The following is a 16547-nucleotide window of genomic DNA, read 5'->3' on the forward strand; positions in this document are numbered from 1 at the left end:
GGACGTCATGGAAAGTATTACAGCGCAACAAATCGATATTGCCTATAATGACACGCTTATCGTACAAGAACTGGACTTGCAGATTCCGCGTGGACAGATTACCTCGATTATTGGTCCCAATGGATGCGGTAAATCAACCGTACTAAAGGCAGTTGGTCGGCTGCTTAAGACGAATAATGGTACGGTTTATCTGAATGGTTCAGATATCCGCACGCTGTCCACCAAGGAAGTGGCCAAGCAGATGGCGATTCTGCCGCAGACGCCGACCGCACCAAGCGGTTTGACGGTCGGTCAATTAGTCGCCTATGGGCGTTTTCCACATCAACGGGGCTTCGGCAAGCTCTCCAAAGAGGATAAACAAGTAGTAGCCTGGGCCCTATCGGTTACACAGCTTACAGCGTTTGAGCATCGTGAGATCGATACGCTATCTGGCGGTCAGCGTCAGCGCGTATGGATTGCGATGGCGCTCGCCCAGCAAACCGATCTGATCCTGCTGGATGAACCCACCACCTATCTGGACCTGGCGCATCAGCTTGAAGTGCTGGAACTGCTCTATGAACTGAATCGCAGTCAACAGGTGACGATTGTGATGGTGTTGCATGACCTGAATCTGGCAGCACGCTTCTCCGACTATATGGTGGCGATTCGTGAGGGCCAGGTGGTGGAGCATGGTTCGCCAGAGCGTGTAATGACGGTACGGACGCTGCGTGAGGTGTTTGCCATTGATGCCGAGATTATGCTGGAACCACGAACAGGGCGACCGGTTTATGTGACGTACGAGCTCATGCGTGATAGTCGTAGAGAACAAGGAGTAGATCAAGGATTCCCAAAAGCTAAGGAACAGAAAGAGGCGATTTCCACTTGAAAATCGCATAGCGTGTCCTCCTAGGCGCACGGAAATACTGGCTGCAGTTAGGCATTGGATTTACCGGGGTCGTGATAGCCACGATTCAACGCATATAGCCTTTGCTGTAGCTTCCACAAGCAACTCCATAACAGGGGGCTAGGGCTTTGTTGGAGAGGGGAGAGATAATAATAAATAACAACATATCCTAAATAATATTCAAAGCCGCAGGTACCTAGCTTGCGGGCTTTTTTTTTATTATTCGGAGCACTAGGTTACATGATTAATTTGAGAAAACCAGTATATATAACTCTAAATGAAGCAAGGAGGACTATTGAAGGTATCAGAGGAATGTGCAACAAGCAGATTGCCCGGAAACTGCAGATGGAGACCGCAACACAGCAGTTGAGAAGATCAGCTGGTTCAGACTCAGGGCGCACAATCACAATAAAATCTAAACGTGGCTGAAAGCTTGGAACAGATGTATCCCGCGGTGAGGACAAATCGGGCTGAACCGTACCATAAATAGGGTGAAAAATTAGTTGTGATTGAAGTTTATATAGAGATAAAATTAACCCCTAAGATGACTCTTAGGTTTTTGTATATGACTTAATACAACAATATTTACAAATTCATGATACGATATTGCTAAATTGGGAAATAGATGCTCCATATGTAAGTTAGAATTAATTATTGATAGAACTGTTGAAGATGAATCATAACAAAATGATTGATGATCAACCAAGGATGTTTACTGAAACTATTATGACTCTGTAGAATGGGGGCCACTATATGACATTAGCTAATAAAAAAGAAGAGTGTTTACTTATTGAGACATTAAAATCGCATATACCAAATGTAGAGGAATTACTGAATCCAGCAGTTGAGGAATCAGAAATAGATCTTTTCGAGAGCATGATGAACTGTAAATTTCCAGAAGATTTCAGAAAGTTATACATGAATTTTAATGGAGAAGGAGAGCAGATTTTTGGCATTATGGCTGGTCTTGGTTGGATGAACATTGAATCGATAGTAAGCAACTGGAAGTCCCTTTTGGAATCAGCTTACGATATTATATCCAGCAAATCAGATGTAATAAAAGATGGGAACTACAGAGAAGGCTGGATTCCTTTTGCTGAAGATGGTGGTGGCTCATTTTTGGCAATAGATTTAGACCCCGGAAATAAAGGCGTTTATGGGCAAATTATTACGTTAGATCATAATTCTCATTTTTCCTATGTTATTGCTGAAAGTTTGGGGCATTTCTTTGAATTTATTGATTCGAGCCTCAGAAATAGTAGTATTGGCATTCGTGAAGAAGATGATGTAATCATATTATCTCGTGAAAATGGAAGTTTGTTAGATGATATTTTAGCTTTGACTAATTGGAATATCGAAGAGAACAGCCTTATCCCTGTAAGCGGATTTTGGGAAGAGTATTTTAAAGACGATGTTGAAAGTGGTTTTGTATCTTCAAAAACATTGAAAAAAAAGAGAATGGTATTTATTAGAGCTGATCAAGCTCAAAAATACGGAGCAATATCTTTGGATATTTTAACCCATATGGTTAATCTTAAAGAACTTATTATACATGCGGATGAAATTACTAATTTTGATGTACTTAAACGGTTGACTTCTTTAGCAGAACTTGTGATAGGATCAGAAGCTTTTAAAGAGTCTGATTTGAAGTACTTGGTTTCTTTAGATGGGTTAAGGAAGCTAACATTAATAGGACTTCCATTAAAAGATATACATACACTGAAAGATGTAAAGAAATTAAAGAGTTTGAGATTATGTAGAATGAACTCAATTGATAGGGGATTAATAGGAACTATAAAAAATTTGAAGGAACTAAGTTTAGAAGAAATGGAGGTTGGCGACCTGCTTTATATTTCAAACCTTAGTAAGTTAATAAAACTAGAGCTCAAACAAGTGACAATACCACATTTATCATTCTTAAAAGCTTTAAAGAATCTAACGGTTTTTGAGACAGATAGCTGTGCAATAGATGAATCACATATAGAGGTTATAGGAGAATTGAAGAAATTAAAGCAGTTCACTTATCCGGTTGGAGATTTAACAATACTCAAAAATTGTATGAGTCTAAAGCAGATTGGAGTAGATGCATCAAGACTTAAAGGTTTGGAGGAAATTTCAGACTGTAATATAGTCGATATAACTATATTTCATGCAACATCGAAAGAGAACGCGAAGTCCGTAGTCGCGGAGTTTAATAAATACTTTAAACTTCAGTCTTATGGATGGCAGGTAACATGGAAAGATTAATGAAGCTTGCCTACACTGAGCTTTATCATTATAGGGTGAAATTTTTATAAAAGAAAGGAGACCTTTCCGGTAAGCAATCAGAGGGGTCTTTTTTGCGAAACAAGAAATAATATACATGGGTCTGTGAAGTTTACAATAGTAATCTAATTATTGAACGTTTAGCATTAAGTAAAATGGAACGACGCATTAGGCGGATAAGGCGTACTACGGGTTGTTTATATTATCCTCGCATAATTTTTTTGATATGGAGAGTTTATGAAAAAGACTATTGTTTGTGTGATAACGATACTTATATTAATCTCAAGATTCGCAACACAAAGTTATGCGTCGTTGTCAGATACGCAATCTGCGGCAATACACGCGTTGCTGGATGATGCCCGTCGTATATCAGGTGTGCCGGGAATGTCAATCTCGATACTTGCTGATGATGAAATGTTCTACTTTTCTTCCGGGTATGCAGACCGTGAAAGTGGGTCGTCTGCAAGTGAAAATACACTATATGAGTTGGCCTCGGTCAGTAAAGCTTTTACCGGCATGGGCATTCTGCTGTTGGAGGAGCAAGGGCTGCTGTCAATGACTGACACTGTCCAAAAATATTTACCTTGGTTTACGTTAAAGTATCAAGGGAAACCTGTTGATATGACAAGCCTTACACTCAATAACTTTCTTCACCATACTAGCGGCCTAACAAATAGTAGGCATTCTCAAAATATTCCACAAGGCAATACACCAGATTTGCTGCAAAAGACTGTGGAAAAGCTGGTAGATGCTGGGTTGGTGTTCCCTCCCGGTGAACAGTATAGCTATGGAACCGTTAATTATGACGTATTGGGTTTGGTTATTGAGAATGTGTCGGGACAAAGCTATGAAGACTTTATGAGGGAACAGGTATTTCAGCCGTTAGGTCTTCACCAGACGTATGTTTATAAAGAAGAGGCTCAAGCCACCGGACAGTTGGCACAGGGCTACCGTTCTTCCTTTTTTATGACAACTCCATATAACGCGCCGGATTATTCCGGGAATAAACCCGCAGGCTACATCATTTCTTCTACAAAAGATATGGCGCGTTGGATGGGCATACAGATGGGTATTGTGAAGGACATACCCGAAATATTCCATACGGTTATCGAAAAATCACATCAGGGGGATATGTCTGTTCCGGATGTCAACGAAATGTATTATGCGGCGGGCTGGACGGTAAACGCCAACCAAACGATTATAGAGCACCCCGGGGGAAATCCCAATTTTGGAACCGAAGTGATCATACTGCCAAATGAACGAACAGCCGTCTGCTTGCTGACCAACGGCGCCAATATCAACAGAAGCATGGTACTAAAAATCAAAGATATATTAGACGGCAATCTAACGCAGTCATATGAAATAAGCGGCACACAGCTTTTGGACATCATTTTATCGTCTACCACAATTATTTTTTGCCTATTGGCCGTTCTGTTCTTTCTCTTAGGATTACGCAGAAGAAAAATGAATGGGCGGCAGCCAATGACAAAAAAGCGAATAATCGTAACAGCTATTTTGCTGATTGCTACGATTGCCCTGTGTATAATGTGCTGTGTATTAGATTGGTCAACGATACTTATTTGGCAAACATATAGTGTTCTTACAGCCTTGATTTCGTCAGCATTATTAACAGCAAGCATTACATGGTTTGTATACACTCACCGATATAATAGTCCCATAAGAGGCGGGGCAGAGCGCGTTTTTTTTGATTTATAAATACATGTTCTTGTCGCGATCAAAGGACAAGAACATGTAACCATTGCCGCTAGAAGCAGAAGGGGGAAGGAACATAAAAGGATATTTTTGATTTTAGCAATTTATTTTACAACCCGATTGCACCTATTGAACTTCCATATCACTTAGTTAGTATATTTATCAACATTGTCTAATCCCCATCCTTAGCTGGCCCTCGCTCTGCGACCCTTCCTTACGACAAATCCTTTTTATACTGGATGGCCATGTAAATTCCACCAGCTAAAAATGCTAGCGCATATTTGAACAAGAAAAAGATGTTCCACATATACTCTTTAGGAAAAATCATGTCACATAGAATAATTGTCAACAGCATAAAGTAACTGCTTTTCAAAAAGATTTTATTTGTCCGTTCATCGTCTTGCCCAATCTTCTTATAAAATACATAGGTAAAAATCGCACTACCCATGAGCAGTAAAAAACCGACTCCAATGAGAATATTCCAATTTCCCGTAGATTGCTCAGCCCAGGACTTTAAAGGGTGAAAAATTGCGTTATGGATATCAGAAATAGACTTAATTTTCATTTTGATCATTTCCTTTCAAATAAGTAAAAACATCGTTTACATCAACATTAAAAAAATCGGCAATTCGAAAAGCCAATAGAAGAGTTGGAACATAATTCCCTTTTTCCATTACAAAAATGGTTTGTTTGGAAACCCCGACTTTCTCTGCTAATTCTTGCTGAGACATTCTGGCAAGTACACGATATTCATAAACCTTATTGGATATTGAATCACCAAAATCTTTCTTCATGACCATCACCTCTTGAAGCAAATTATAAACTTATTTTTAACAAAAGTAAAGTATACTTATACTAAGTAATATAAAACCTTTATGTTTACTTAGATTGCTTTGATTTACAAGACTAGACTACAAAAAGAACCTGACGAAATTCATGATTCCGCCTGGTTCACATATCGATCTGATATAATTTATGGTTTTTGGTGGTGCATTTTATGATTTTCAGTGGCGCAAATAGATGAATGATTGCCACGATCGTGCAAGAACAATTCACAGTCAATAGCAGACGGATGGCAATCGGATTACTTAACGGATCTGGGATGGACGAAACCCATGCCTTTTAGCACGCCAGGCAACAAACAGAGCAAGAAGCAAGAGAAGCAGGAGTGCCCAAGGAAAGGAGAGATATAGGTGTACAAAATATTATGAGCCAGCATCCAGGCAAGAACCACAACCAAGATAGGAATCACCCCAGGTGTGAGTAAACTTTGAATACTGAAATGCGTTTATCAGCTGACTGTCCCGGATAATAAAGCAGCGACAGAAAAAGACTTGATAAATAAAGTCTTAGATTGCCGCTGTTGTTGTTCAATTATCGTTTCCCGTTAGTTTAGTCAAGGATGTTACGAAAAAACTATATATTTCGATTTTCATATTTAGATCAACCCCAATTGAAGGATTTAATGAAAATAAATTAAAAATCACCATACTATTTTAACAAAAAATTACTGAACATGTATTTCCGATTTGATATCATTTTGACTTAAAAATTTCATTAAATCATTACTCAGCTGCACAATCTCATTGTTAGCATTATTCGCATAATCCGGCAACATCATATCCCTAACCATTTTAGTTCTTAGCCATGTCATAAAGAAAAGATCCAAAAATAAGTTTGGAAATTTCAGCACCAATTTAAGCATTGATGGATCAATTGAAACGCCAGCTTTTTGTATTGCCCTTAGATACGCTTTTAAAGTGACTGTTATTTTGCGTGCCGTCTTTCTGGTTCTGGCTGTTTTTTTGTCAATAATCTTATTCTCAGAATGCAAAAAACTCAACATGGCAATGTCTGATACGGAATGTGTGATTAGATACGCTTGCATATCTTTTTTAATAACGTAGGGAAGCTTTGCAGTTTTAAATAATTTTGCAAGGTTTTCTATGCGTTCTGTCGCTACACCACTAATTTCTCCAAATGCAGTTGCCGCTATAAACTTTGGTAGAAATCGAGTATGCAATACTCCATCTTTAATCTGTCCGCCGAAGCCAGGAAAAGCTGGTAAAAGTCTATCCCCTACGATATCCAGCCACGAAGAAAATCCAATTGAATTACTAATCATCGTAACTATATTTTTGCTTTGATTATCTTTTAGCGCTAACAATGCTGATTCCGACCGATCATAACGAACGGTAACGAAAATAAAATCGTATACATCGTCATTTTCGAGCGTATCAATGACATTCACTTGTATCGATCTAACTGTACCTTTTTCTATATACTGCAGGCCATTTTCTCTTAATGATGTATATCTATTCGAATGTGCAAACAGGCTAACGTCAAACCCTGCTTCAATAAGCTTAATTGCGTACATGCTCCCGATGACACCTGCACCAAAAATTAAAATTCTATCTTGTTTTGCTGACAATTAAACCACCCCTACTTATTAGCATTTTCTTTTAATTATCCGACAACATGTTGTATGATGTGATTATAAATCTTCATTATTCCTTGATCAACCATCAGTTTTTTATGATTTGTCGGATGATATTCTTATTCACTAGTAGGAGGGTAACATGAAAAAGCAACCCCAAATAACGGAGAAAACAAGACAAAAGTTTGTAGAAGTTTTTTGTGAGTTATATAGCCAAAAGCCGATTGAAAAAATTTCGATTCAGGAAATTTCGAATAAGTCAGGATATAACCGCAGCACCTTTTATCAATACTTTACTGACATTTACGAATTGTTAGACTCTGTTGAAAATGACTTATTGAATGACATGAAAAAAGAATTGGCGAATAAAGAGCTATCGAAGGATACGGTTCAAGATACGCTCAATTGTCTGGATAAAAAAGAACATCTCCTGGTTCTTAATGCCCTTTTGGGTGATTATGGAAGTGCCCGTTTTTTAAAACGCTTAAAGAAAGAAATCACTTTGGATCAATTAGGATTAAACGTTCCGCAAAACCAATCCTTAACGCCATACTTCATTGAGTTTTACCTGACAACTGCTCTTTCTTTGTTTCGTCTTTGGCTCCAGCGTCAAAAGGATTTATCGTCTGAAGAATTTTTCAAGTTAGTGGAGAACCTATATTCAAGAGGGATTACGCCCTATTTTAAAGAATGAGTCTGTCATTCAAACCAAATCCATATGTTCTATAACAATAAAAAAGCGCGCATAAGCTTGTTTACACAATATACTCCATAAAAACTGACCTAACTTACTCTTAAGGTGGACGATGTTATAGAGCACGAGATAGGGCGTTATTGCTTATATATGTACGGAGCGACATTCCATACGATCAGTTTCTGTTATATTGAAATATCAACGAAATTGTTTGTAACCTTTTGCAAATTCGTATCTAACAATTGATTCAACGGTGTAATCATAATTATTAGGGCAAAGGAGAATCATCTGGGAAGAAACTTATATAACTGGCGATAAAAGTACCTAATTATCAGTATTTGATCCAAATCCCTTGACTATGACGTTAGGTCATAGTGCATAATTCTCACTAATAGACGACTAGGAGTGAGAGATATGAACATAAAAACATTGCGTTCAGACCACATTTATCAAAAAGTTGCCCAAGCTTCGCCCGAGGAAAAACTTGAATTATTCAGAAATGAAATGATGGCTCCCTTTATGAAACAATGGCAAATTCAACAGATCCCTTTTAGAGCTGAAGAGGGGAATGGTTTTGACGTTGTTACGTTTAATAGTATAATGCATCGATCCCCTGATCAGATTACCCAGCAGATTTCATCTGAGGTAGAGTTGATTTCATCAGATTCTTTTTGGTTAGAGTGTGAGCACGCGGTAAGGAAAAGCCTCCGTCTATTTATAGAGCATGAAATAAGTCTCCCCGTATCCGAATATTTGTTTACCATTCAACTAGGGAATCCTGAAAGCAGTGCCTTAACAATAAACGAAGGATATAGTGGCTTTGGGGGCATTCCCGGGTTTATCTGGGGTACACTCTTGCCAAATGAGTACACGATTTCTCGAATGAAGGCTGCGCTGGCGCACGAATGCAACCATAATGTGCGATATCAGTTTATTCAGTGGGATCACACCGTTAATTTGGGCGAGCTCATTGTAAGTGAAGGATTAGCTGAAAACTATGCTATGTTCATGTTTGGCGAAGAATTGCTCGGCCCTTGGGTAACGAAAACAAACGCAGACACACTTAACAGGCGCATAAAGCCTGTCCTTAGAGAGCAATTGCAATTAACAGGGTTTGATAAATTTGCTCCGTATCTTTACGGTGACGAGATCGCCAAACTTCAAAACTTTGAACCGGTCAATATGCCTTATAGTGCTGGCTACGCTTGCGGATATTATTTAATCCAATATTATTTAAGAAAAACAGGAAGAACAATCTTTGAGGCCACAATAACACCTGCTGCTCAAATACTAGACGAAGTAAAAGGATTTTGGGATGAAGAAACCATTATTAGCTGTTAAAGATATTGTTCAGATTACAGGCATTACTAGCCGGACCTTGCATTATTACGATAGGATTGATTTATTTAAACCGACACATCTGACGGAAAAAGGGTATCGCTTATATGATCGAAGCAGTTTGGAAAAACTTCAAACTATTTTGTTCTTAAAGGAATTGGATTTTCCCTTGAAAGAAATTGCGGACATTTTAAAGCTGACCAGGCAAGAACAGAATCAAATATTAAAGAAGCAGAGACAAACCTTATTTTCGAGAAAACAAAGACTAGAAACCATCATGGTTGCTCTCGAAGAATACGTTTCGGGGAATGATATTAGTAATTTGCAAATTTTCAACAATTCTTCCGTTTTGCCATTAAAAGAACAATATGCAAATGAGGCGAGATTCATCTATGGTGAAACAGAAGCGTATAATGTGTTTAATGAAACGTTGGATAAACTATCACAAGATGAAAAAGATGAACGTTTTCAATCGATGGAGGAAGTATTCAAGCAAATTGCGTCTTGTGTCGATCAGCATCCTTCCTCCGATGAAGTTCAACGATTAATCGAGGAGTGGAAAAAAAATCTAATGCAATTCATGCCATGTGATAAAGAGCTACTGGCTTGCATTGCCGATACTTATAAATTCGATGTACGATTCAATAACTACTTTAATCAATATAGCAATGAGGATTTTTCAGATTTTCTACACAGTGCTATTATGCATCATATATCTCAATCGTGAACAGGAAAATTCGTTTGAAACTTCGGTTGATAAGCGGAGTGTGAAGATAGAAGAGAGGAACAATATAGAAAAGACAGCCAAGATAAATAATTTGAAAGCCACAGATAATGCAGTTTTTATAATAAAAAATGAGGAACAGATAGAGAACGCCATACTATATAAATCGAAAACATTTTGGTATGAGTCTTGGCTGAAGATAAAAGAGTTCTTCGGAGTCTAACACGGTTGAACTAACGGGAAACGAAGGCCCGCGATGGAACTCGCCCAACAATTGGGCAGACGCATGGGGAACTTCATCGTTATAGGACTCTTTATGAAGTATATTCATGCTGGCAATGGACAACGCTTAAGGTTAAGTATTATCTTATACGGGAGGTCATCGCTTCTTGAAATTTGAACTAGGACGTTGCTTACTGAATGAACGATTGATGGAATCCGGAAAGTCAGCAGAATGGCTGGCAAAAGACTTGTTTTTTAAACCGGAACGAGTTTACGACTTTATTGAAAACAAAAGAGTGATGCCACTCAAAATTGCCATATCGATCGCCGATTCCATCGGTTGTGATGTTCGTGCCTTGTATGAATTAATTCCGAACGATAATGAAGTAAAGGGAGATTAAGGGAATAAGTGGTAGGTTGCATTAAAACTACAAATGTGATCCATTAAGCTAGTTAATGATAAACGATAGCTCAATCAAAATGAAAAGGCAGCCGGTCAAATGATCGGCTGCCTTTTCATTAGCTAATAAGCAGTTTACAGTAACGAAACTGATACATTTTGGATTGAGAAACCGTCTTTATACTGAAGCAGCAAAAGGAGGGGAGGTTAGGCTAGCTAGGCAGGAATGATTGGAACAAATGAAAATGAAATTTTTTTAAAGGAGACTTGAGATGAGATTGTTTGAATTATTGCTATATTTGTCAAACATCAGTTTGTTTGTATTAACAGTTGTATTAAAAAAAGGTCAGCGTATAATTCCAGTATTCGTTGCAAGCGGGATCGCCGCAGTTTTACTGGTCATTCATTGGACGGTGGAAGGATACAGAGTGCAGTTGTTTTTATCATATTGCATAACGGTCTTTTTTTTAGCCATTTCAAGTTATAGTTATTTAAAAAAAAGCAGTTTCCAAAAAATCCCTCGATTCCTGTTGGGTTCAGCTTATACCGCTATAGCGATCATGCTGGTCGGAACAGCGGTCCTCATGTATACTTTTCCTGTATTTAAACTCCCTGAACTGACAGGCATATTTAAGGTAGGAACGCAAACGTTTCATTTTGTGGATACCAATAGGCAAGAGATTTTTGATAAAGCAAGAGAGGGTAAAAGAGAATTGATGGTTCAGGTATGGTATCCGACTCAAGCTGGTAGTGGCAAGCGAACTGCTTTTATTCCCGATACGCGGATTTTAAGTTATATGGCCGCGAACTATGGTCTTCCCGGGTTTACTTTTCAACACCTGAAGTACGTATCCAGTCATGCATATTCGGAAGCGGAAATCTCTACGGCAAAGACTTCATACCCACTGATCCTTGGGAATCCCGGCAACGGCTCTTCTAGGTTCCTCCACACGTCGCAAGCCGAATATCTCGCGAGTCACGGATATATCGTGGCAATGATAGACCACACCTACAACACATCTGCAACCGAGTTTCCGGACGGTCGAATCACGACCAGCACAACCAACGACTTATTCTCGCCTGACCATGATTATCGGACGGAAAGCGGAAATCGCGACAAGTTAGGGAAAGTTTTAACCGACGATGTGGTGTTTGTGCTGGACCAATTCGAACTTATCCAATCGGGGCAGATTCCAAGTCATCTAAAAGGCTGGATTGATCTCGACCATGTCGGGGTGTTCGGTCATTCTATCGGTGGAGCAACGGCTTATGACGCTTCTTACGATCCGCGAATCGCGGTTGGCATAGACCTGGATGGAGGGCTTTATCGTCTGCGTGAAAGAGAGGGACTGCAAAAGCCGTTTTTATTCCTCAACTCGGAAAGCTATTTTGAAAAATTAAAAATGGTGATGGATAACCGGGTCTACACGGATGCAGAAATTAACCGTATGGGCTCAACCAGAGAGTGGGAGGATCAAGTAACGGAAGATAAAAAGTTAGAGCTAGAACGAATGCGCAAAGCGGTCGACGAAGGGGGACAAGTCCTCTATATCGAAAATACGGAGCATTTGAATTTTACCGACGTACAGTTCATTTCTCCGATTTTCAAAATGCTGGGCATTACAGGAAAGATTAAGCCCGATAGAGCGGACTCCGTTACCAATACCTATATGCTGAATTTCTTCGATATGTATCTGAAAAATCAAGACGGAATCTTAATGAAAGGACCGGATAGCCGTTTTCCGGAGGTGAAGTTCGTAACCTCGCTATAAATTACGGAGCAGGTTAATATGATTGCAGTTATTTTAGACTGAAGCAACATCATTACGCTTACGGGGAATGATCGATCAATCCATACACGATAGCAGCCGTCTAGATGATCGGCTGTCTTTTTATTAAGCTAACGGCCACCCGTTAACTTTACCCTTTTAAGTACCGTAGCCGAAGTAGAATATTGTTACGCCATCCCGATCATACGATCGAGGAAGAAAGTGCTCCAATTTTCAGCCATTCTGAAAGAAACCAAAAGAATGAGCAACATGGTAGACGGCCTACTTCTTCTGGCAAGAGGCGTTCACATGAGGAAGTTATCTCATGCACACCTGTTAGTATTGACGGGATCATTAAAGAGATCGCCAAAAAAATGGAGCCAATAATGGATTACAAGCAGTTGCGGGTACAGCTTCATGTCGAAGGCTCGGAATTGCTCATGAATGGAGATGAGAATCGTCTCATACAGTTGTTCATGATTTTGTTGGACAATGCCATTAAATTTACGCAGGCGGATGGGCAAATCGATCTTGAGTGTCTTAGGCAGGGGAAATCAGTTCTTGTAACCGTCAAGGATAACGGAGTGGGTATTTCGGAACATGAATTACCACTCGTATTTAATCGCTTTTATAAGGGAGATTCCTCTAGAAGTAGAGGGGATCATGGAGCAGGTCTAGGGCTATCGATCGCACGTTGGATCGTCGATCAACATCAAGGTACTGTCCACATTAGCAGCGGGGTAGGGTGTGGTACGACAGTTATGATTCGTTTTCCGGTGATTAGTTAAATAATAATAGTACTCTTCAAAAGAGACTTACAATTGTTGTCGGGACTTTTGGGGATATCTATAGAACGCAGCAAAGTTCTTTATTATCTAATCTTTTCAAAAAAGAAGAAATTAGTACATCCTGTGCAATAAGCGAAGAAGATTATATGGCTTCGCTACCGGTTATTAGCGCATATAAACAAAGGGTGATTATCGCTCAATGTTTAACTTGGATGTGATGCCTTGTAGGAATTTCAAAAAAACCGTTGAATCAGCTCAACAGTTTTTTTGAATGAATTTGTGTGTCGTCCTATAAGTGGTTGATGAAACTCTGAGCAATTGATATGGCCAGTCGAAATCGCAAGGCTCTAATTAATGATGTGGTTATTGCTCGGAACTCGAAAGAGGAAGTGATAAATAGATCAAATAATATAAACCCCTAGATTGTGACACAATCCATATAGATCTATGTATAGTCTAAGTAGAATGCATCTTAGTGACATATGTACAAAATACGGGTTTTGTGAGGAAGTAGTATATAAATTAAAGGAACCAACCAATTTGATGCAAATTATTGCCAATTTACTGTCTATTAATGATTATCTAATCAATGTTCAAACCTGTTCAAAATAACTGCCCTTTCATAAGCAATTGATTCTTATTTAGTAATCGATTTATCTTAAACGAGTATTAAGCTTTAAAGCTCATCAAGTCTCGCATAAAACTTTAAGTGCTGATAATGTTTTTATTGTTGCATTAGATTACATAACTCTTGATTATATAAATTGACTATTACCATTATTTAACTTTTATAATCATCCTCATACATGTTCATCTTTAAAGCTTTAATTTCAAAGCAACTCTTCAGCTATCCTTAATTGTCTTTCCCGTTCTTTAGTAGCTGCCTCTGCAACTGAAGAATGATCTGATATGTAATTCACCAGTTTTACTGCATAGTCACTGCAAACCATAGCGTGTCCTCGCATATGTCCAGTTGCTATGGCTTGTGCAAAAGAACGGGCAGCATACTTACTAGCCTCGGTTGTGGACTCTTTGGCCAATTCATTGACTATGAATCCAACTTTTCTTAAATCAAAGGCTCTAATCTCACCAGTTATACGCTTTTCTAGCGTTTCTATACCTAAATCAATCCGCGGGTCATTTACAAGCTGCTGGTCCAGATGATCCAGGTGCTCAGCTGCTACTTTCAAAGCCCATTTGGCCAGAAACTTCTGCGGCAGCTCTTCAAGCGTTTCTTCAAGCCGATTTCTTAATTCATGGTTATCTATAATCTTTATCTTTGGACTAGTATAAGTAAACATGTTAGTTTCTCTTAATTGCTGTTCATGTTTATTCCATGCATATTCCTCAATATTCAACGAATCACTCCCCCATTACAATACGGCACTATTTAATTGCTTCAGATCTTCTTTTATAAAAAGAGTGTACCATACTGAAAAAATGTAAATTAGCCATATTCTACGCGAATAGTCGCCTTTATTACTCCGATGCTGGGTAAACATCTCTTCGATGATATTCATATTGAATATTTCTTCAATGCCACTATATCGTATTTGTTCGAACATTATATCTGAAGTTGGAGTTTTGAGCCAATCACGAATGGGTACGGGAAATCCTAGTTTCGGGCGATTCACAATAGCTTCCGGAACGATTCCTTCCATAGCTTTACGCAAAGCAAGTTTTGTTGTTTTTTGCCCAATCCGATTGGATACAGGTATTTTACTAGCCGTTTCGAAAACCTCTTTATCTAAAAATGGGACTCTTAATTCTAATGAATGTGCCATGGATAGCTTATCTGCTTTTGATAAAATATCTCCAGGTAACCAAAAATTCATATCAATAAACTGCATTCTTGTCGTAGGGTCTAGGTGAGCTGTCTTATCATAAAAAGGCTTAACGATATCCGCGGGATGTAAAAAGCTATGCTGAGCGTGTACCGATTCGTGGAGCAAATTCATCTTACCGGTTTTGTTGAAGATGTTCGCATTACCGAAAAAACGTTCTTCTAAAGGTGTCAGACCCCGAAGCAAATAATTTTTTCCATAAAAATGATAGGGATATACGGATAATGATTTTCGTAACGAATCCTTTATAAAGTTAGGCATCCAGGTTATCGGTCTTAAAGCATTTGGCTCTCTATAGATTCTGTATCCTCCGAATAATTCGTCAGCACCTTCCCCTGATAAGACAACCGTAACATGTTCTTTGGCAAGCTGGTTTAGATGATAGAGTGCAATGGCAGAAGGATCCGCTACAGGTTCATCTAGATGCCAGACCGTTTTCGGGATACTTTCAAAAAAGTCTTTTTGCGATAAGATGTGAAAATAATGATCTGTCCCCAGTTTGGCTGCTGTTTGATTTGCAATGATTGTTTCATTGTTCAACCCTTCAAATCCAATTGAAAAGGTTTTGGTGGATTCTTCTGTTCTCATCATTGCAGCTATAGCTGTAGAGTCAATTCCACTGGACAAAAAACATCCTCTATTCACATCACTTTGTAAATGAAGGTTTACAGACTCTTTCAATTTCCACTGAATTTCTTCTGCGTAGTCTGCTAAAGATCGTACTACCGGTTGAAAATGGGGTTCCCAATATTTCTCGATCTTCATTTCACCTTCCGAGTTAACAAATACTCGCTCTGCAGGTCCTAATTTATGAATGTGTTCAAACATCGTATCAGGATGCGGGACATACTGAAAAGTTAAGTAGCTGAATAAACTTTGATACTGAAGCTTTCTGGGTACCCCTTGCACTGCAAGTATGCTTTTAATTTCCGAAGCAAATAAAAGATTATTTTCGTCTTTGTAATAATAAAAAGGCTTGATCCCGAAATGATCTCTAGCAGCAAAAAGAGATTGTTCCTTAAGATCCCAAATCGCAAAACTAAACATTCCACGTAAATGATGGACACAGTCCTTGCCGTATTCCTCAAATAAATGCACAATGACCTCTGTATCTGATTGCGTCTGAAAGTGATGTCCCTTTAGCTTAAGTTGATCTCGTAGTGTTTTATAATTATAGATTTCACCATTAAAAATAATCCAAAGAGTACGATCTTCATTCGTCATCGGTTGATTGCCATCACGTAAATCAATTACAGACAATCTGCGAAAACCAAGTCCAATGCGAGAATCGAGCCATACTCCCTCATGATTGGGACCTCGGTGATTCATAACCCCTGTCATTTGTTTTAAGGTTTCTTCATGTGGTGGCTGTCCATTATATTTTAATATTCCTGCTATTCCGCACATACTCTGGCAGTCCTTCCTATTATAAAGATTAGGATATAGAGTGCCCATAATTGCTTTGATAAA

Annotated in this window: 14 protein-coding genes; 9 read left to right on the forward strand and 5 right to left on the reverse strand. The window is 38.8% G+C overall.

Annotation, left to right across the window (positions count from 1 at the left end; translation table 11 throughout):
- Nucleotides 1-7: 7 nt before the first annotated feature.
- The 3 genes from NSQ50_RS16010 to NSQ50_RS16020 all read left to right on the forward strand — a co-directional run bounded on the left by NSQ50_RS16010 (nt 8) and on the right by NSQ50_RS16020 (nt 4864).
- Complete coding sequence (locus NSQ50_RS16010; RefSeq protein ID WP_036677009.1) at nt 8-865, forward strand: ABC transporter ATP-binding protein; 858 nt, start codon at nt 8-10, stop codon at nt 863-865.
- Nucleotides 866-1636: 771 nt separating this feature from the next.
- Nucleotides 1637-3130, forward strand: coding sequence for an SMI1/KNR4 family protein (locus NSQ50_RS16015; RefSeq protein WP_076223737.1), 1494 nt, complete (start codon nt 1637-1639; stop codon nt 3128-3130).
- Nucleotides 3131-3385: 255 nt separating this feature from the next.
- The gene (locus NSQ50_RS16020; RefSeq protein ID WP_076223739.1) at nt 3386-4864 is read left to right on the forward strand and encodes a serine hydrolase domain-containing protein; all 1479 of its coding nucleotides are present in this window, start codon (nt 3386-3388) and stop codon (nt 4862-4864) included.
- A 211-nt stretch (nt 4865-5075) separates the two neighbouring features.
- On the opposite strand, the gene NSQ50_RS16025 is transcribed toward NSQ50_RS16020, so the two are convergent.
- From NSQ50_RS16025 to NSQ50_RS16035, 3 genes are all read right to left on the reverse strand, one after another.
- On the reverse strand, nt 5076-5426 hold the full coding sequence (locus NSQ50_RS16025; RefSeq protein WP_036677002.1) for a hypothetical protein: 351 nt from the start codon (nt 5424-5426) through the stop codon (nt 5076-5078).
- Nucleotides 5416-5655, reverse strand: coding sequence for a helix-turn-helix transcriptional regulator (locus NSQ50_RS16030; protein ID WP_036677000.1), 240 nt, complete (start codon nt 5653-5655; stop codon nt 5416-5418). Before NSQ50_RS16030 ends, NSQ50_RS16025 begins: the two co-directional genes overlap by 11 nt.
- A 713-nt stretch (nt 5656-6368) precedes the next feature.
- Nucleotides 6369-7292, reverse strand: a complete 924-nt coding sequence (locus NSQ50_RS16035; RefSeq protein ID WP_076223742.1) for a ketopantoate reductase family protein — start codon at nt 7290-7292, stop codon at nt 6369-6371.
- Nucleotides 7293-7440: 148 nt separating this feature from the next.
- Here NSQ50_RS16035 and NSQ50_RS16040 point away from each other — a divergent pair, with 148 nt between their 5' ends.
- From NSQ50_RS16040 to NSQ50_RS16065, 6 genes are all read left to right on the forward strand, one after another.
- Nucleotides 7441-7992, forward strand: a complete 552-nt coding sequence (locus NSQ50_RS16040; RefSeq protein ID WP_038571364.1) for a TetR/AcrR family transcriptional regulator — start codon at nt 7441-7443, stop codon at nt 7990-7992.
- Between the two features lie 414 nt (nt 7993-8406).
- Nucleotides 8407-9333, forward strand: a complete 927-nt coding sequence (locus NSQ50_RS16045) for a DUF2268 domain-containing protein (protein WP_036676993.1) — start codon at nt 8407-8409, stop codon at nt 9331-9333.
- A complete protein-coding gene (locus tag NSQ50_RS16050) occupies nt 9308-10057 on the forward strand; it encodes a MerR family transcriptional regulator (RefSeq protein ID WP_076223744.1) in 750 nt (249 codons plus the stop codon). Before NSQ50_RS16045 ends, NSQ50_RS16050 begins: the two co-directional genes overlap by 26 nt.
- A gap of 386 nt (nt 10058-10443) precedes the next feature.
- Entirely contained in the window at nt 10444-10677 is a 234-nt protein-coding gene (locus NSQ50_RS16055; RefSeq protein ID WP_036676988.1) for a hypothetical protein, read from the forward strand.
- Between the two features lie 271 nt (nt 10678-10948).
- Nucleotides 10949-12448, forward strand: coding sequence for an alpha/beta hydrolase family protein (locus NSQ50_RS16060; RefSeq protein WP_076223749.1), 1500 nt, complete (start codon nt 10949-10951; stop codon nt 12446-12448).
- Between the two features lie 371 nt (nt 12449-12819).
- Entirely contained in the window at nt 12820-13233 is a 414-nt protein-coding gene (locus NSQ50_RS16065; RefSeq protein ID WP_076223752.1) for a sensor histidine kinase, read from the forward strand.
- An 830-nt stretch (nt 13234-14063) separates the two neighbouring features.
- On the opposite strand, the gene NSQ50_RS16070 is transcribed toward NSQ50_RS16065, so the two are convergent.
- Both NSQ50_RS16070 and asnB read right to left on the reverse strand, forming a co-directional pair.
- Entirely contained in the window at nt 14064-14591 is a 528-nt protein-coding gene (locus tag NSQ50_RS16070; RefSeq protein WP_038571367.1) for a putative immunity protein, read from the reverse strand.
- A 15-nt stretch (nt 14592-14606) separates the two neighbouring features.
- The gene (asnB, locus tag NSQ50_RS16075) at nt 14607-16484 is read right to left on the reverse strand and encodes an asparagine synthase (glutamine-hydrolyzing) (RefSeq protein WP_076141278.1); all 1878 of its coding nucleotides are present in this window, start codon (nt 16482-16484) and stop codon (nt 14607-14609) included.
- Nucleotides 16485-16547 lie beyond the last annotated feature (63 nt).

Origin of the sequence: Paenibacillus sp. FSL R10-2788 (assembly GCF_038003885.1) — a bacterium.
GTDB lineage: Bacteria > Bacillota > Bacilli > Paenibacillales > Paenibacillaceae > Paenibacillus_AQ > Paenibacillus_AQ odorifer.